This is a genomic window from Pantoea sp. EKM101V (assembly GCF_011800325.1).
In the GTDB taxonomy this organism is placed as follows: Bacteria; Pseudomonadota; Gammaproteobacteria; order Enterobacterales; family Enterobacteriaceae; genus Pantoea; species Pantoea anthophila.
This window is the reverse complement of the sequence record NZ_JAALFP010000009.1, coordinates 22,833-40,005: the sequence shown is the minus strand read 5'-3', so window position 1 is coordinate 40,005 and position 17,173 is coordinate 22,833. Positions and strand designations below refer to the sequence as shown.

Here is a 17,173-nt window from a genome sequence, read left to right as displayed (position 1 = left end):
TAACGGTTACAGAATTTCATAAGATAATTTTAGCGTACAGGCGTACACTGAAATCGTTATCAACCCGGCTGGAGAATATTATCACTGCGATTACGCTGTTCAGGACACACTTATGACCCCCACACTTTCTCACAAACCACGACCCGCAGCGGACGACTGGTTCGGCGAAGAAATTGCCAACAGTATCAGTCATGGTCTGGGCTGTCTGTCAGGCATCGCTGGCCTGGTGCTGATGCTTCATCAGGCCATCGAACGCCAGGCGGATACCCTGACCTTTGTCAGCTACAGCCTCTATGGCGGCAGTATGATCCTGCTGTTTCTGGCTTCGACGCTCTATCACGCCATTCCCGATGGCCCGGTCCGGCCCTGGCTGAAAACGTTCGACCACTGCGCGATCTATCTGCTGATCGCCGGAACCTACACGCCGTTTCTGCTGGTGGGACTCAGGACGCCGCTGGCGTATGGATTAATGGCGGTAATCTGGGGGCTGGCGCTGGCCGGTATTCTGTTTAAGCTTACCATTGCCCATCGCTTTAAAGTGCTGTCGCTGGTGACCTATCTCTGTATGGGGTGGCTGTCGCTGATCGTGGTTTATCAGCTGGCCATGATTATGCCGCCAGCCTGCATCTGGCTGCTGGCAGCAGGCGGGATAATCTACTCGCTGGGGGTGATTTTCTATGTGGCACGCCGCATTCCCTACAATCATGCCATCTGGCATGGATTCGTACTGGGCGGCTCACTCTGTCATTTCTGCGCCATCTACTTCTATGTACGCTGACGCTTCGCGAATGTTGCCCTGACGTGACGTCAGGGCCGGAAGGTGACTCAGTTCTCATCCAGCGAATAGGGCAGGGGCTGCACCGTCAGATGACCACCTTCATCGCCTTCAACCCGCAGCACGCTGTCCGGCTCCAGATCGTTGTTCAGCACCACCTGAATCCAGCTGGTGCCATCATCCAGCTGCACAGCCGCCAGCACGCTGCCGGTACGACGCCAGCGCTCACCCATCTGCAGCTCCAGCGGCGCGTTGGCTTCAGGCAGATGGCTTGCCTTACCCGCCAGCCAGTAAAGGGCGCGTTTGTTAGCACCGCGATATTTCGCCCGGGCCACCATCTCCTGTCCGGCATAGCACCCTTTTTTAAAGCTGATGGCATCCAGCGCCTGCAGGTTGGTTGCCTGCGGAATAAACTGCACGCTGGTGGCTGGAACGATCACCGGAATACCGGCTTCGATATCCAGCGCCAGCCACTGCTGGCTGTCGTTGAACTGTGCATCCTCGCTGAGTTTCTGCTTCAGCACGTCGGCCTGGGCCGGTGATGTCACAATCAGAAAACGTTCGGCCGGATGCGCAAACCACAGCAGGGTAGTTTCACCCTGATGCACCACCGGCTTCTCGCTGTCAGGCAACGCCTCAAACAGGTTAGCCAGGGCAGCACGCGCCTGGAAACCAGCCACACCCAGCAGAAGTGCTTCATCGTCGGGCGTCATCGTGACTTTTGAAAACACCGCATATTTCTTCAGCTCGGCCAGCTGGGTGTCGCGCAGTTCGCGCTGGATCAGGTAGGCATACCCTTCACCGCGATGAAACAGACGCAGATTGCTCCACATTTTGCCTTTGGCGTCGCAGTGCGCGGCGGGGGAGTGATGATTGGCATCCAGCGCCGCGACATCCAGCGTTAACTGACCCTGCAGGTAGGCAGTGCTGTCCGCACCGGTAATCGAAACCAGTGCCCAGCTGTCCAGTGACATCAGGGTTAACGGCAGACGGGACGACGCGGCAGGCTGGCGCGGCGGTAAAGTAAAAGTGGGCATGGAGATATCCTGTGTAAGAAGGTTCATCCGGAACAATGTCTTCAATGTTAAAAGAGCCGCCTGGCAATGCAACCTGTTTACTGAAAACGGCGCACAAAAGGCGTGATAACCCTGCAAAGAGGCCGCCTGAAATGTGGCAGGTTGCACAGCATGCGACGCAGCGCCTGCGAGCCGTATTAAACCAGGTTACACTAAGCGCCACGTTGTGAACTGTGGAAACTGATGCATGGATATTAATGATAAATCACGTATTCAGTGGGCCTGCCGTCGCGGCATGCTGGAACTGGATGTGGCGATTATGCCGTTCTTCAAATTTGAGTATGACACGCTGAGCGACACCGATAAGCAGGTCTTTGTCGCGCTGCTGAAGAGTGACGATCCCGATCTGTTCAACTGGCTGATGAATCACGGCGAGCCAAAGGATCCTGAGCTTAAGCGGATGGTCAATCTCATCCAGCAGCGCAACCATGAGCGCGGCCCGGTGGCAATGTAAGCTGCGGCCCTCCCGGCTGGCGTGCGGGGTGCTGTGCGTCTGGCTGGTGGCTGCCGTCTCGGGCGTGCTGCTGATGGCGCTGCCCGTGGGTGGGGAGCTGCTGCGGAGCGGAATGATCCTGCTGCTGCTGGCGGAGGGCGGTCGTGTCTGCCGGCGGCTGAGGCTGCGGCGCGGGACGCTGGAGCGGGAAAGTGTCCATTGCTGGATCTGGCAGGGAAAACGCTGGCGTCCCACTCAGCCACTGCGCTGGTTACCAGCGGGCGTGCTGCTGGTGGCGAAGAGCGAAGAGGGTGACAGGCTGCGCTGGTGGCTGATGCAGGACGCTATGCAGCCTGACGAATGGCGGGCGTTGCGCGCCTGCTGCTTCAGCAGGGCGCCACATTAACGGCGAAGAGGCATAAGCGCGCATTTCGACTGACCCGTGGCCTGTCAGGTTCTGCCAGGCATCCCGCGCCGTCTCCGTATGTGGCTGGCGGCCGCAACGGCTGAAGAGGGTTACAGCAGTCCGGCAGTCTCGGTTAACACCTGCTCGCACCACTGCTCAACGCGCTCATCCGTCACCTCAAACTGATTCACGTCATCCAGCGCCAGGCCGACAAACTGTGTGCCATCGGCAGTGAGCGGTCGGGGACTGGTGAACTCATAGCCCTCCAGCGGCCAGTAGCCTACGAAACGTACCCCCATCGGCTGCAGCAAATCGTGCAGCATGCCGAGCGCATCCAGAAACCATTCACCGTAGCCAATCTGATCGCCCATACCATACAGCGCCACAATCTTATTCTGCAGATTCAGCGCGGGCAGCTGCGTCCAGATCGCCTCCCAGTCCTCCTGCAACTCACCAAAATCCCAGGTGGGGATGCCCATGATCAGCAAATCGTACTGCTCCATCAGGCGCGGGTCATCATCCTTAACGTTATGCAGCGTGACCAGCTCGTCGCCGATGAAATCGCGAATTTTCTCCGCCACGATTTCGGTGTAACAGGTACTGGAACCGTAAAACAGACCGATTTTCATGCAGATAACACTCTGTAAATACTGACTTTGGCGCAATTGTACCAGAAGCGCTGCTGAATCAGGCATAATGAGCATGATTTTACACCAGACGGCGGAGATAACGTGCAGGACAGCGAACTGACAGAACAGTTTCTTGATGCGCTCTGGATTGAGCGCAATCTGGCGCAGAACACGCTCTCCTCCTATCGCCAGGATCTCCAGACGCTGACCGGCTGGCTGGCGCATCACCAGCTGACGCTGCTCAGCGTGACGCCAGCCGATCTGCAGCAGTTTCTGGCTGAACGGCTGGAAGGAGGCTATAAGGCGACCAGCTCAGCGCGGCTGCTCAGCGCCATGCGTCGCCTGTTCCAGTATCTGTACCGTGAAAAAGTGCGCCCCGACGATCCCAGTGCGCTACTCTCGGCACCCAAACTGCCACAGCAACTGCCGAAAGATCTCACTGAGGCGCAGGTCGAGCGGCTGTTGCAGGCACCTAATACCGATATCCCACTGGAGCTGCGCGATAAGGCGATGCTGGAGCTGCTCTATGCCACCGGCCTGCGCGTCTCCGAACTGACGGGGCTGACGCTCAGCGACATCAGCCTGCGTCAGGGCGTCGTCCGGGTAATCGGTAAAGGCGATAAAGAGCGGCTGGTGCCATTAGGTGAAGAAGCGGTTTACTGGCTGGAGCAATATATGGAACATGGTCGCCCGTGGCTGCTTAATGGTCAGACGCTGGACGTAATGTTTCCCAGTAATCGGGCGCAGCAGATGACGCGCCAGACCTTCTGGCATCGTATTAAGCATTACGCCACGCTGGCCGGCATCGACGCCGAAAAGTTATCACCGCATGTGATGCGCCATGCCTTTGCCACGCATCTGCTGAACCACGGCGCCGATTTACGTGTCGTACAGATGTTGCTGGGGCACAGCGATCTCTCCACCACGCAAATTTATACGCATGTCGCCACCGAGCGCCTGCGTCAGTTGCATCAACAACACCATCCGCGAGCCTGAACCGCGGCCATAAGGACAACGATGAACAAGCATTTTGCCATGCTGGCCCTGTTAGCCAGCGCCTTTTCCGGTCTTGCTCAGGCCGATGACAGCGCCATTCAGCAATCCCTGAAAAAGCTCGGGCTGAATCAGACAGAGATCAGCCCGTCCCCGCTGCCAGGGTTCAAAACCGTGCTGTCAGAGAGCGGCGTGCTCTACGTGACCGACGACGGTAAACATATGATTCAGGGCCCGCTGTATGACGTCAGCGGCACTCAGCCGGTGAACGTCACCAATAAGCTGCTCGACAAAAAGGTCGAGGCGCTGGCGCCGGAGATGATCGTCTACAAAGCGCCTAAAGAGCAGCATGTTGTGACCGTCTTTACCGACATTACCTGCGGCTACTGTCACAAGCTGCACGAGCAGATGGCGGACTACAACGCACTGGGTATCACCGTGCGCTACCTGGCGTTTCCACGCGAAGGGCTGAATGGTCAGATCGCACCGGCGATGAAAGCGATCTGGTGCAGCGCCGACCGCAACAAAGCCTTTGACGAGGCAATGAAAGGCAGTGCGCCGAAGATGGCTGCTCCCGACAGCTGCAAAATTGATATTGCTCAGCACTACAAACTGGGCGTGCTGTTCGGCATTCAGGGCACCCCTGCCATGCTCACCGACAGCGGCATGATGATCCCCGGTTATCAGACGCCGCAGGAGCTGAAGCAGGTGCTGGACAATCAGAAGCGTGGTGGTTAATCGGTGGTAAAACAGGATGTGGAACTCCGTCGCCGTGAGGTGACGGTAGACGATGCACTGCCGGCGACCCTGCCGCCGCTGCTGAAGCGACTCTATCTGCATCGCGGTGTACGCGATGCCGCAGAGCTGGAGCGCGGTGCAAAAAATCTGCTGCCGTTTCAGTCCTTAAGCGGGATTGAGAGCGCCGTTGCGCTGCTGCATCAGGCGCTGCTGGATGGCCGTCGTATCATGGTGGTCGGCGACTTTGATGCCGATGGCGCGACCAGTACCGCGCTGACGGTGATGGCGCTGCGCAGTATGGGCGGCAGTAACGTGCAGTATCTGGTGCCGAATCGCTTTGAAGATGGGTATGGCCTCAGCCCGGAAGTGGTAGAGCAGGCGCGTGCACGGGGCGCCGCCATGATCCTGACGGTCGATAACGGCATCTCCTCCCACGCCGGGGTGGAGTACGCGCATCAGCACGGCATTCCGGTGCTGATCACCGACCATCACCTGCCGGGCGAGACCTTACCGGCCGCTGAGGCGATCGTGAATCCTAATCTGCCCGACTGCGACTTTCCTTCGCGTGCGCTGGCGGGCGTTGGCGTTGCGTTCTATCTGATGCTGGCGCTGCGCGCCCATCTGCGCACCCAGGGCTGGTTCGGCGTTACCCGTGCCGAGCCAAATCTGGCCGGGATGCTGGACCTGGTGGCGCTCGGCACGGTCGCCGATGTGGTGCCGCTCGACGTTAACAACCGTATTCTGGTATGGCAGGGGCTGAGCCGTATCCGGGCCGGAAAATGCCGGCCAGGCATCCGGGCGCTGCTGGAGATTGCGAATCGCGATGCGCGTCAGCTGGCGGCCAGCGATCTCGGTTTTGCGCTGGGGCCACGGCTTAATGCCGCGGGGCGGCTCGACGACATGTCGGTGGGCGTGGCGCTGCTGATGACTGATGACCTGAGTCAGGCGCGGATGTTAGCCAGTGAGCTGGACGCACTCAACCAGACGCGAAAAGAGATCGAGCAGGGCATGCAGAGCGAGGCGCTGGCGCTGTGTCAGGCGCTGGAGCGTGAGCAGCGCGATCTGCCGCTGGGACTGGCCTTCTATCATCCCGAGTGGCATCAGGGCGTCGTCGGCATTCTGGCCTCACGACTGAAAGAGCGTTTTCATCGTCCGGTCATTGCCTTCGCGCCCGCGGGCGATGGCACGCTGAAAGGCTCGGGACGTTCGATTGCCGGTCTGCATCTGCGTGATGCGCTGGAGCGGCTGGATACCCTGAACCCCGGCCTGATGCTGAAGTTTGGTGGCCACGCGATGGCGGCAGGCTTATCGCTGGAAACGGACCGCTACGAGGAGTTCCGTCAGCGCTTTGCCGACCTGGTCGGTGAGTGGCTGGATGGCGAATCGCTGCAGGGCATCATCTGGTCTGACGGTGCGCTGCAACCGCAGGATTTTTCGCTGCAGACGGCTGAGATGCTGCGTGAGGCGGGCCCCTGGGGCCAGGCGTTCCCGGAACCGGCCTTCGACGGCCGGTTTAAGCTGCTGCAACAGCGGCTGGTGGGCGAGCGGCATCTGAAAGTGATGGTCGAACCGCTCGACGGCGGTCCGCTGATCGACGGTATCGCCTTTAATGTCGATACCACACTGTGGCCCGACAGCAGCGTGCGTCAGGTCGAACTGGCTTATAAGCTGGATATCAATGAGTATCGCGGTAACCGCTCGGTACAGCTGATCATCGACCATCTCTGGCCGCTGAACTAGGTTCTGTCAGGTTTGCGCCTCTGCGATGATGGCAGGCGCGCATGCCTGACTGCCTCCCGTTGTCTCCTCTGACGGGGCCACAGCGCCATCAGCCGGGAAGAAAATGCGGCGCGTCACGCCGTTCCCGCATCCCCCCTGTCTCAACGCTACAAACTGCCGCCAGTTTCGGGTAAACTTGTGCGTTAAATTTCCTGTCCCATCGAACATAAGAAAGACGCTAAAGCCATGTTTGAAATCAACCCGGTCAAAAACCGTATTCAGGACCTCAGTGAGCGCAGCGACGTTCTTCGGGGGTATCTTTGACTACGATGCCAAGAAAGAACGCCTCGAAGAAGTAAACGCCGAGCTGGAACAGCCCGATGTCTGGAACGAACCTGAGCGTGCTCAGGCGCTGGGCAAAGAGCGCGCCTCGCTGGAAGCGATCGTGCAGACGCTGGATCAGATGTCGCAGGGCCTGGAAGATGTGCAGGGTCTGCTGGAGCTGGCCGTCGAAGCGGAAGACGAAGAGACTTTCAACGAAGCGGTTGCCGAGCTGGACGTGCTTGAGGGCAAGCTGGGCGAACTGGAGTTCCGCCGCATGTTCTCCGGCGAGTATGACAGCGCTGACTGCTACATCGATCTGCAGGCCGGTTCCGGCGGCACCGAAGCGCAGGACTGGGCCAGCATGCTGATGCGTATGTATCTGCGTTGGGCCGAAGCAAAAGGCTTCAAAACCGAAATTATCGAAGAGTCTGAAGGTGAAGTCGCGGGCATCAAATCCGTGACCATTCGCGTGTCAGGCGACTACGCCTTTGGCTGGCTGCGCACGGAAACCGGCGTCCATCGCCTGGTGCGTAAGAGCCCGTTCGACTCCGGCGGCCGTCGTCACACCTCATTCAGCTCCGCCTTTATTTACCCGGAAGTGGATGACGATATTGATATCGACATCAACCCGGCGGATCTGCGTATTGACGTCTATCGCGCATCGGGCGCGGGCGGTCAGCACGTTAACCGGACGGAATCTGCGGTGCGTATTACCCACATTCCGACCGGAACGGTGACTCAGTGTCAGAATGACCGTTCTCAGCACAAGAACAAAGATCAGGCGATGAAGCAGATGAAGGCGAAGCTGTACGAGCTTGAGATGCAGAAGAAAAATGCTGAGAAACAGGCGCTGGAAGACAACAAGTCTGACATCGGCTGGGGAAGTCAGATCCGTTCTTACGTGCTTGATGATGCCCGCATCAAAGATCTGCGCACCGGCGTAGAGACGCGTAACACCCAGGCGGTACTGGACGGCGATCTGGATCGATTCATTGAAGCTAGTTTAAAAGCAGGGTTATAAGGAACCGACATGTCTGAACAACAACCGCAGAGCGCTGACGCCGCCGTTGAGTTAAATAACGAACTGAAAACGCGTCGCGAAAAGCTGAGCGTGCTGCGTGCAAATGGCGTGGCGTTTCCTAACGATTTCCGTCGTGACAGCCTCTCTGACCAGCTGCACGCCAGCTATGGCGAGAAGAGCAACGAAGAGCTTGAAGATCTCGGCATCGAAGTGAGTGTGGCGGGTCGTATGATGACCCGTCGCATCATGGGTAAAGCCTCTTTCGTGACCCTGCAGGATGTGGGTGGCCGCATTCAGCTGTACGTTTCGCGTGATGACCTGGCGGAAGGGATCTACAACGAGCAGTTCAAAAAGTGGGATCTCGGCGATATCCTCGGCGCGCGCGGCAAGCTGTTTAAAACCAAAACCGGCGAACTGTCGATTCACTGTTCTGAACTGCGCCTGCTGACCAAAGCCCTGCGTCCGTTGCCGGACAAGTTCCACGGCCTGGCCGACCAGGAAACCCGTTACCGTCAGCGCTATCTCGACCTCATCGCCAACGATGAGTCGCGCAATACCTTCCGCATTCGTTCGCAAATCATGGCCGGCATTCGTCAGTTCATGGTGAGCCGCGACTTTATGGAAGTGGAAACGCCGATGATGCAGGTGATCCCGGGCGGCGCGTCTGCGCGTCCTTTCATCACCCATCACAATGCGCTGGATATCGACATGTATCTGCGTATTGCCCCGGAGCTTTACCTGAAGCGTCTGGTGGTGGGCGGGTTCGATCGCGTGTTCGAGATCAACCGTAACTTCCGTAACGAAGGAATTTCGCCACGTCATAACCCAGAGTTCACCATGATGGAACTCTATATGGCCTACGCGGATTACAAAGATCTGATCGAGCTGACCGAGAGCCTGTTCCGCACGCTGGCGCAGGATGTGCTGGGCAGTACGGTGGTGCCTTACGGTGAGCAGGAGTTTGATTTCGGTAAGCCGTTTGAAAAACTGACCATGCGCGAAGCGATCAAAAAGTATCGTCCGGAAACCGATCTGGCCGATCTGGAAGACTTTGATAAAGCGGTGGCGATTGCGCAATCGCTGCACATCAAAGTTGAGAAGAGCTGGGGTCTGGGCCGCGTCGTAACGGAGATTTTCGAAGAGACGGCAGAGGCGAATCTGATTCAGCCAACCTTCATCACCGAATATCCGGCAGAAGTGTCGCCGCTGGCCCGTCGTAACGACGAGAACCCGGAAATCACGGATCGCTTTGAGTTCTTCATTGGTGGTCGTGAAATCGGTAACGGCTTCTCGGAGCTGAACGATGCGGAAGATCAGGCTGAGCGTTTCCTGCAGCAGGTGAATGCCAAAGATGCCGGTGACGACGAAGCGATGTTCTATGACGAAGATTACGTTACCGCACTGGAACATGGTCTGCCGCCAACCGCCGGTCTGGGTATCGGTATCGACCGTATGGTGATGCTGTTTACCAACAGCCACACCATCCGTGACGTCATCCTGTTCCCGGCACTGCGTCCAGGCAGCAAGTAAGTTTGACTGTTAACAGAAAAGGCCGGGAAATCCCGGCCTTTTTTTTATGCTGCCAACGCCGAATCAGCGTGTGTCTGACAGCAACAGATAAACTCAGCGCGCAGGGAGCAGGGTCAGAAGAGGAAAGCGTCTCGCGCCAGGGAGGGCGCGGGCCGAGCGGTCAGGGATGACGGCTTTTGCGTCTTTCCGATCTGACCCTGCTCCCTGAGCCGGCACCGTCTTATAGCGAAACGGGCCAGCTGTTGTCAGTAAGTTCAGCAGATATCAGGATTTAATCGCCTGATCCAGCCAGGTCTGAAAGCGGGAATAGGGCACATAGAGCGCAACGTTCTTGAAGAGCGTCTTACCGGTGACATTGTCATCGATGTTATTGCTGTAGCCCACAATCACCCCCGCCAGCGTATCGTCAGAGGCGTTATAAACCGCACCGCCTGACATGCCTTTTACCACTCCCGCATTCGCCGCTACCACGACGCAGTCTGGCTTGTTCCAGCTGTTCGCCAGCGTGGTATTGATGAGGTTCTGCCCGCTGGAACTGACCGGCATCGCCGAAATAAAGCTGTAGCCGTAGAGGTTCACCTTGTCGCCGATATGGCTGTTGCGGAAGCTGGGAGGCAGGTTTACTTCGCTGTTTTTGTGGTAGACCACCGCCAGGTCGCATTGCGGATGCCAGGCTTTGACCCGATAAAGCGAAAACTTCGCCACATGGGCGGCGGTCAGGCTGTACTCCGGCGTCAGCGGGATGGTGGTGCCGAGCGTGCCGATACCCAGTATGGTCGGAATGCCGGTCACGGTCATATCAACCCGCTTTTCAGCTTCTTTACTGTACTCATAATGACCAACCGAGCAGCCGGTCAGAGCAAAGACCATCAAGGCTATGAGTCGTTGCATTCTCTCTCCCTGCGTCAGAAGTTGATAACTACACCTGGCAATTGATTAGGGATATATCGGCAACGTTGCGGAATAATTAATGAATCACATATAAAAAAGGTAACCGGTTAACGGGAAATGGCAACCTGACGCGATACAGACAGGGCAGCCTTTGCCCCGCAGATAGCGAGAGAGAGCATCAGGAGGCGAGGATTATTGCGGCAACGGCAATAATCCTTTGCGCTACGCAGGCTATGTCGCTTATCCGGGCTGTGCTGTAATACTCACTGTGACGCAGATCAAATTTTAATAAGCGTCGAGGGGCTGCGTGTCCGCGCGGTTCACCTGCAAATAAGACTGGGAGAGTGTTATGCCTGTTGCATTACTGGCGCTGGCGTTGAGTGCGTTCGCCATCGGAACCACCGAATTTGTCATCATGGGATTGCTGCCTGACGTGGCGCGCGACCTTCAGGTTTCCATTCCGTCGGCGGGCTGGCTGATCAGCGGCTATGCGCTGGGCGTGGCGATCGGTGCGCCGATTATGGCGCTGCTCACCGCCAGACTGCCGCGTAAAAAAACGCTGATTCTGCTGATGGTGATCTTTATTGTCGGCAACCTGCTCTGCGCGCTGGCGTACAACTACAACCTGCTGATGCTGGCACGTATCGTCACCGCGCTCTGTCACGGGGCCTTCTTCGGTATCGGTGCGGTCGTCGCCGCCAGTCTGGTGCCAGCCGGACGTCAGGCCTCCGCTGTCGCCCTGATGTTTACCGGACTGACCCTGGCTAACGTGCTGGGCGTGCCGCTGGGCACCAGCTTCGGTCAGATGTTTGGCTGGCGGGCCACGTTCTGGGGTGTGGCGGTGATCGGTGTGCTGGCCTTTATCGCCCTGATTGTCAGCCTGCCGACAAACAAACAGGAGAAGCCGGTTCATCTGGCGAGTGAAATTGGCGCGCTGGCTAACGGAAAACTGTGGCTCTCTCTGCTGATGACGGTCTGCTTCGCGGCGGCGATGTTTGCGCTGTTCAGCTACATCGCGCCTCTGCTGTTAGAGATCACCGGGATCAGCGACCGCGGCGTCAGCTGGACGCTGTTCCTGATTGGTGCGGGCCTGACGGTGGGGAATATCCTTGGCGGCAAACTGGCCGACTGGAAAGTCTCATTCAGCCTGATCCTCAGTTTTTCGCTGATCGCCATCTTCTCTCTGCTCTTCAGCTGGACCAGCCACGCGCTGTGGCTGGCGGAGATCACCCTGTTCCTCTGGGCGATGGCCACCTTCGCCACGGTACCGGGCCTGCAGATCAACGTGGTCCGTCACGGTAAAGAGGCTCCTAATCTGGTCTCCACCCTGAACATTGCGGCCTTTAACGTGGGCAATGCGCTGGGTGCCTGGGTCGGCGGTGCGGTCATCGGTCGCGGTTATGGCCTGACGGCGGTGCCGGTCGCGGCGGCTGCGCTGGCGCTCATCGGCCTGCTGGTCTGCCTGATGACCTTCCGCAAACCAGGCCGCCCGGCTGCCAGCGTCCGCGCCTAAGCCAGGCGGGCGGCGATACGTGCCGGAAAGGCGGTCACCTGCTCCTGCAGATGGCTGACAAAGGCATCGACCAGCGCTGAGGCGGGTCGGTGCCGCGGCCTGACCAGGCTGACGGTAAACGGCACTGCCACGCTGAACTTACGCATTACCAATCCGCTGTCGGCGTAATCCAGCGCCGTCAGCGGATTAACAATCGAAATGCCTGTACCCGCCCTGACCATAGCGCACACTGAGGCTGCGCTGTGCGTCTCTATCACCAGCCGCCGTTCAACCCCCTGCTCCTGAAACAGCGCATCCAGCAGCTGACGATAGCTGTCGCTGCGCGAGAGGCTGACATACCGCTCGCCAGCGAAATCATGCGGGGTCAGCACGGCACGCTGACTCAGGGGATGGTGCTGTGGCAGAACGCACACTTCATCGCAGGTCAGCAGGGCGAGACGATCGGTACCGGCCGGGGCGTGCTGGGTTTCGGTTAAACCGATATCGTAGCGCTGTGCTGAGAGCCACTCCTCCAGCAGCGGCGACTCCTGCGGGATCACATTGAGGCTCACGTCGGGGTAACGTGCTAAAAAGGGCTGGCACAGCGGCGGCAGCAGCGACTGAGAAAAAACCGGCAGGCAGGCAATCGACAGCTCGCCCTGACGAAACTGGCGAAGTCCCTCTGCGGCTTCCCGGATGCGATCCAGACCGTACCAGGAGCGCTGCACCTCTTCAAACAGGCGCAATCCCTGCACCGTCGGCTGCAGCCGGCCGCGTACCCGTTCAAACAGCTGTAGTCCCAGCTGCTGCTCCAGCCGCGCCAGCTCCCGGCTCACCGTCGGCTGAGAGGTGTGCAGCAGCGTGGCGGCCTGAGTCAGATTGCCACTGGTCATCACCGCATGAAAAATTTCAATATGCCGCCAGTTGATGTTCGCCATGTCGCCACCCTATATCCATTCTGCATAGATGCTATTAAAACAGATATTTTTCGCTATGGCATGATTCTGGCTTAATGGAACTATCGCCACAGGAGAATTGTTATGCCACGTTCCTTACAGAGTACCGAAACCACCCTCAACGCCGCTCATCTGCTGCCGCTGGCCCGCCGTTACGCCGGACCTTTCTGGGCCTATGACGCGCAGATTATTCAGGCGCGCATTGCGCAGCTGCAGGCGTTTGACGTCATACGTTTTGCGCAGAAAGCCTGCTCAAATATTCATATCCTGCGCCTGATGCGGGCGGCGGGGGTCAAAGTGGATTCGGTTTCGCTGGGTGAAATCGAACGTGCGCTGGCGGCAGGCTACCAGCCAGGTGGCGATGAGATTGTTTTTACCGCCGATCTGTTTGACCAGCCGACGCTGGAGCGGGTTGCGGCGCTGAAGGTTCCGGTGAACGCGGGTTCAATCGATATGCTGCATCAGCTTGGCGCAGTGTCACCCGGTCACGCAGTGTGGCTGCGGGTCAATCCTGGCTTTGGTCATGGTCACAGCCAGAAAACCAATACCGGCGGCGAAAACAGCAAGCACGGTATCTGGCACGGTGATTTAGCCGCGGCGCTGGCCGCCATTGAGCAGCACGGCCTGCAGCTGGTGGGCATCCATATGCATATCGGTTCGGGCGTCGATTATGCGCACCTGCAGCAGGTCTGCGATGCGATGGTCGGACTGGTTATGGCGTCCGGTCAGGATTTGACGGCAATCTCTGCAGGCGGCGGCCTCTCTATCCCTTATCGCTTTGGCGAAGAGGCGATCGACACCGATCACTATTTCGGCCTGTGGGATGCGGCCCGGCAGCGGATTGCTCAGCATCTGAGGCACGCGGTCAAGCTGGAGATTGAACCGGGCCGTTTCCTGGTGGCTGAGTCAGGTGTGCTGGTCTCTCAGGTGAGAGCGGTTAAGTCGATGGGCAGCCGTCACTTTGTGCTGGTCGATGCCGGTTTCAGTGACCTGATGCGTCCTTCCATGTATGGCAGCTATCACCACATCTCGCTGATGGCGGGTGATGATCGCGCGATTGATGATCGGCAGACGATCGACACGGTCGTCGCGGGGCCGCTGTGTGAGTCGGGCGATGTCTTTACCCAGCTGGAAGGCGGTATGGTAGAACCGCGTGCGATCCCGGCGGCCAGCGTCGGCGACTACCTCGTGTTTCACGACACGGGCGCTTATGGTGCCTCGATGTCCTCAAACTACAACAGCCGTCCGTTAATCCCGGAAGTGCTGTTTGAACAGGGCCAGCCGCGCGAAATCCGCCGTGCGCAGACCATTCAGTCGTTGCTGGCACTGGAGATTGGCGAATAAGCGATACAGTACGACCGGACGGCCTGTACGCGGGCTTACCGCATCAGCGTTTTTCAGAGGAGAGCGGGAGATGGAGATTGTCTTGCTCAGCGACGCGCCCCACTTTGCCGATCAGGTTACTGACTGGCAGTGGCGGGCATTCGGTGAGGCCAGCAGCCGGGCGTTCTTCGCCAGCGTGGTTAACAGCAGCCTGACGGGGGCAGAGTTTCCCATCACCTTTGTGGCCGTGGAAGCGGGCAGGGCGATCGGTACAGTGGGATTCTGGCGCTGCGATCTGATCAGTCGTCAGGATCTCTTCCCCTGGCTGGCGGCGCTCTATGTGGATGAATCGGCGCGCGGCAGAGGAGTCAGCGAGGCGCTGCAGCAGCACGTTATCGGCTATGCAAAGGCGCGGGGCTTTCCACGCTTGTGGCTCTGGTCGGCGTTCAGAGGGTATTACGAACGGTTTGGCTGGCAGGCGGCGGGGGAGGCGCTGGAGTATCCTGACAAGCCTGTCTCGCTCTACTGCCGCGCGCTGTGAGAGAAGCCAGCCGCCTCTGCGGCAGCTGGCAGTCGCACTCAGGGAGCCGGGTAGGTAAAACGACGGTGAATCGCCTCAATCCCTTCCAGAATCTCGGCATTCAGGGTCAGATTGAAGCTGTCGATATTTGTCTGCAGCTGCTCAAGGGTGGTGGCACCCAGCAGCGTGCTGGCGACAAACGGCTGCTGACGCACATAGGCGAGGGCCATCTGCGACGGGTCAATCTGATGCTGTCGGGCCAGCGCCACATACTCAGCAATCGCCTGCTGTGATTGCTCACCGCTGTAGCGGGTGAAGCGGCTGAACAGGGTGTTGCGTGCGCCCGCAGGCTGCGCGCCATTCAGATATTTACCGCTCAGCGTACCAAACGCCAGGCTCGAATAGGCGAGCAGTTCAACGCCCTCATGCTGGCTGATTTCGGCCAGACCCACTTCAAAACTGCGGTTCAGCAGACTGTAGGGGTTCTGAATGCTGACGATGCGCGGCAGCTCATGCTTCTCCGCCAGTTGCAGATAGCGCATCACCCCCCACGCCGTTTCGTTCGAGACCCCGATATAGCGAATCTTTCCTGCCCGCACCTGTTCGGTCAGCGCCTCCAGCGTCTCCAGCAGGGTTACCTGCGCGGTGGTTTCGCTGTACTGGTAGCCGAGCTTGCCAAAAAAGTTAGTCTGGCGCTGCGGCCAGTGCAGCTGGTAGAGATCCAGATAGTCGGTGTTCAGCCGTTTCAGGCTGGCGTCGAGGGCGGCACGGATGTTTTTGCGATCCAGCGCCATGTCCGGACGGATTGAGGCGTCGTTGCCACGGGAAGGGCCGGCGACTTTACTGGCCAGAATGATTTTGTCGCGGCTGCCGCGCTGTTTCAGCCAGCTGCCAATGTATTGTTCGGTCAGACCCTGGGTTTCCGGGCGCGGTGGCACCGGATACATCTCGGCAGTATCAATAAAGTTGATGCCGGAACGGATAGCCAAATCCAGTTGAGCATGCGCGTCAGCTTCGCTGTTCTGTTCGCCGAACGTCATGGTGCCCAACCCCAGCTGACTCACTTCCAGCGTGCTGTGGGGAATACGATGATAGTGCATTGCCAGCTTCCTTTTCTTTAACGGGAATAGAGCGAATGGAATGTTGTGTCCTGAGGGACTATAGCGCGAGCCATGGCGGGGAAGGAAGGGGGAAAAATCGGGGAAATCATCTGCCAGCGCAGAATGGGTGGCAGATGATTAAATCAGGCACTTAACGTTCAATGATCGTTGAAACCTCATCGCTGTTAATCTGCACTGCGTGACCTGACTGATCGGTGTATTCCACCAGGCCGGTCTCTTTATCAATGCTCGGCTTGCCTTCGGTCATAATCATGCGGCCATCTTTGGTCGCCATCACATAATCTGAACTGCATCCGCTTAATAACGCTGCGGTTATCACTACCGCTGCTAATCCTGCCAGCCCTTTCATCACGCCTTCCCCTCACAAATCGTCAAGTGCAAAAAGTGTAGTAATAAATGGTTTTGCCGGCAGGATTAATCGCAGAATTCTGAAAATATCCGGGCGAGCAGGCTCGCCCTTGACTTTATCAGGCGGGCTTTTTCTTACTGCGCATCAGGTTAAGGCACTCAACCGCCATTGAGAAGAACATGGCGAAATAGATGTAACCTTTTGGTACGTGGACCGCAAAACTCTCCAGAATCAGGGTAAAACCGACCAGAATCAGGAAAGAGAGGGCCAGCATTTTCACTGACGGATGGCGATCGACAAACTCACCGATAACCCGTGCCGCGAACATCATCAGCAGCACCGCAATCACGACTGCCGCCATCATAATGAAGAGATGATCGGAGAGGCCGATGGCGGTGATAACGGAGTCCAGGCTGAAAATAATGTCGAGCATCATGATCTGCACAATCGCGCCGAGGAAGGAGTGAACGCGGGTATTGTGTTCCCCTTCGCCGCCTTCAATCGTTTCATGGATCTCCATGCTCGATTTCCACAGCAGGAAAAGGCCACCGAACAGCAGGATCAGATCGCGCGCCGAGAAGGGGTGATCCAGCAGCGTAAACAGCGGATTAGTCAGACGGGCAACCCACGCGATTGAGGCCAGTAAGGCCAGACGCATCAGCATCGCGCCCATCAGGCCAATGCGACGGGCGCTGGCCTGCTGGTGCTTAGGCAGTTTCGCGACCACCAGTGACAGGAAAATGATGTTATCAATACCCAGCACCACCTCAAGGATGGTGAGGGTACCCAGCGCCAGCCAGGCGTTGGGATCGGAAATCCACTCAAACATACCGACATTCAATCCTAAACGAAAAGTAAACGGCGATTATACGCAATG

Annotated in this window: 18 protein-coding genes; 11 read left to right on the top strand and 7 right to left on the bottom strand. The window is 58.1% G+C overall.

What is annotated here, in order from left to right; genetic code table 11:
- The first annotated feature begins 112 nt into the window (after positions 1-112).
- The gene (locus tag HFD92_RS14850) at positions 113-778 is read left to right on the top strand and encodes a hemolysin III family protein (protein WP_140029505.1); all 666 of its coding nucleotides are present in this window, start codon (positions 113-115) and stop codon (positions 776-778) included.
- Between the two features lie 47 nt (positions 779-825).
- Here HFD92_RS14850 and ygfZ read toward each other — a convergent pair whose 3' ends face one another.
- The gene (gene ygfZ / locus HFD92_RS14845) at positions 826-1,812 is read right to left on the bottom strand and encodes a tRNA-modifying protein YgfZ (RefSeq protein WP_167429181.1); all 987 of its coding nucleotides are present in this window, start codon (positions 1,810-1,812) and stop codon (positions 826-828) included.
- Between the two features lie 226 nt (positions 1,813-2,038).
- Here ygfZ and sdhE point away from each other — a divergent pair, with 226 nt between their 5' ends.
- Both sdhE and HFD92_RS14835 read left to right on the top strand, forming a co-directional pair.
- Complete coding sequence (sdhE, locus tag HFD92_RS14840) at positions 2,039-2,305, top strand: FAD assembly factor SdhE (RefSeq protein ID WP_009087078.1); 267 nt, start codon at positions 2,039-2,041, stop codon at positions 2,303-2,305.
- A complete protein-coding gene (locus HFD92_RS14835; RefSeq protein ID WP_140029503.1) occupies positions 2,280-2,690 on the top strand; it encodes a protein YgfX in 411 nt (136 codons plus the stop codon). Before sdhE ends, HFD92_RS14835 begins: the two co-directional genes overlap by 26 nt.
- A 110-nt stretch (positions 2,691-2,800) precedes the next feature.
- Here the strand turns inward: HFD92_RS14835 and fldB are convergent, their stop codons facing one another.
- A complete protein-coding gene (gene fldB, locus HFD92_RS14830) occupies positions 2,801-3,319 on the bottom strand; it encodes a flavodoxin FldB (RefSeq protein ID WP_046102492.1) in 519 nt (172 codons plus the stop codon).
- A gap of 102 nt (positions 3,320-3,421) precedes the next feature.
- Between fldB and xerD the strand changes: the two genes are divergently transcribed.
- From xerD to lysS, 5 genes are all read left to right on the top strand, one after another.
- Entirely contained in the window at positions 3,422-4,315 is an 894-nt protein-coding gene (gene xerD, locus HFD92_RS14825; protein ID WP_167429180.1) for a site-specific tyrosine recombinase XerD, read from the top strand.
- 21 nt (positions 4,316-4,336) lie between these two features.
- A complete protein-coding gene (gene dsbC / locus HFD92_RS14820; RefSeq protein WP_167429179.1) occupies positions 4,337-5,050 on the top strand; it encodes a bifunctional protein-disulfide isomerase/oxidoreductase DsbC in 714 nt (237 codons plus the stop codon).
- A 3-nt stretch (positions 5,051-5,053) separates the two neighbouring features.
- On the top strand, positions 5,054-6,790 hold the full coding sequence (recJ, locus tag HFD92_RS14815) for a single-stranded-DNA-specific exonuclease RecJ (protein WP_046102491.1): 1,737 nt from the start codon (positions 5,054-5,056) through the stop codon (positions 6,788-6,790).
- 225 nt (positions 6,791-7,015) lie between these two features.
- Positions 7,016-8,114 (top strand): peptide chain release factor 2 gene (gene prfB, locus HFD92_RS14810; protein WP_153009225.1). Its coding sequence is split into 2 segments (ribosomal slippage): positions 7,016-7,090 and positions 7,092-8,114, totalling 1,098 coding nucleotides; the frame shifts between segments, so codons are not numbered across the junction.
- A gap of 9 nt (positions 8,115-8,123) precedes the next feature.
- Positions 8,124-9,644, top strand: a complete 1,521-nt coding sequence (gene lysS, locus HFD92_RS14805) for a lysine--tRNA ligase (RefSeq protein WP_009087062.1) — start codon at positions 8,124-8,126, stop codon at positions 9,642-9,644.
- Positions 9,645-9,908: 264 nt separating this feature from the next.
- Here lysS and HFD92_RS14800 read toward each other — a convergent pair whose 3' ends face one another.
- On the bottom strand, positions 9,909-10,535 hold the full coding sequence (locus tag HFD92_RS14800) for a serine protease (RefSeq protein WP_167429178.1): 627 nt from the start codon (positions 10,533-10,535) through the stop codon (positions 9,909-9,911).
- A 349-nt stretch (positions 10,536-10,884) separates the two neighbouring features.
- On the opposite strand from HFD92_RS14800, the gene HFD92_RS14795 reads away from it, so the two are divergent.
- Positions 10,885-12,048 (top strand): MFS transporter, encoded by a 1,164-nt coding sequence (locus HFD92_RS14795; protein WP_111208376.1) that lies wholly within the window; start codon positions 10,885-10,887, stop codon positions 12,046-12,048.
- Here HFD92_RS14795 and HFD92_RS14790 read toward each other — a convergent pair.
- Complete coding sequence (locus HFD92_RS14790) at positions 12,045-12,965, bottom strand: LysR family transcriptional regulator (protein ID WP_009087056.1); 921 nt, start codon at positions 12,963-12,965, stop codon at positions 12,045-12,047. The genes HFD92_RS14795 and HFD92_RS14790 overlap by 4 nt on opposite strands.
- 102 nt (positions 12,966-13,067) lie before the next feature.
- On the opposite strand from HFD92_RS14790, the gene lysA reads away from it, so the two are divergent.
- Together lysA and HFD92_RS14780 are read left to right on the top strand one after the other, a co-directional pair.
- Positions 13,068-14,327, top strand: coding sequence for a diaminopimelate decarboxylase (lysA, locus tag HFD92_RS14785; RefSeq protein WP_167429177.1), 1,260 nt, complete (start codon positions 13,068-13,070; stop codon positions 14,325-14,327).
- Between the two features lie 70 nt (positions 14,328-14,397).
- Entirely contained in the window at positions 14,398-14,847 is a 450-nt protein-coding gene (locus HFD92_RS14780) for a GNAT family N-acetyltransferase (RefSeq protein ID WP_140029497.1), read from the top strand.
- A 38-nt stretch (positions 14,848-14,885) separates the two neighbouring features.
- Here HFD92_RS14780 and HFD92_RS14775 read toward each other — a convergent pair whose 3' ends face one another.
- From HFD92_RS14775 to HFD92_RS14765, 3 genes are all read right to left on the bottom strand, one after another.
- On the bottom strand, positions 14,886-15,926 hold the full coding sequence (locus HFD92_RS14775; RefSeq protein WP_009087049.1) for an NADP(H)-dependent aldo-keto reductase: 1,041 nt from the start codon (positions 15,924-15,926) through the stop codon (positions 14,886-14,888).
- Positions 15,927-16,077: 151 nt separating this feature from the next.
- Positions 16,078-16,296 carry a YgdI/YgdR family lipoprotein gene (locus HFD92_RS14770; RefSeq protein WP_009087047.1) on the bottom strand — a complete coding sequence of 73 codons (219 nt, stop codon included), beginning with the start codon at positions 16,294-16,296 and terminating at the stop codon, positions 16,078-16,080.
- A 118-nt stretch (positions 16,297-16,414) separates the two neighbouring features.
- Positions 16,415-17,125: a TerC family protein gene (locus HFD92_RS14765; protein WP_046102486.1), complete on the bottom strand. Its 711-nt coding sequence runs from the start codon at positions 17,123-17,125 to the stop codon at positions 16,415-16,417.
- Positions 17,126-17,173: the final 48 nt, after the last annotated feature.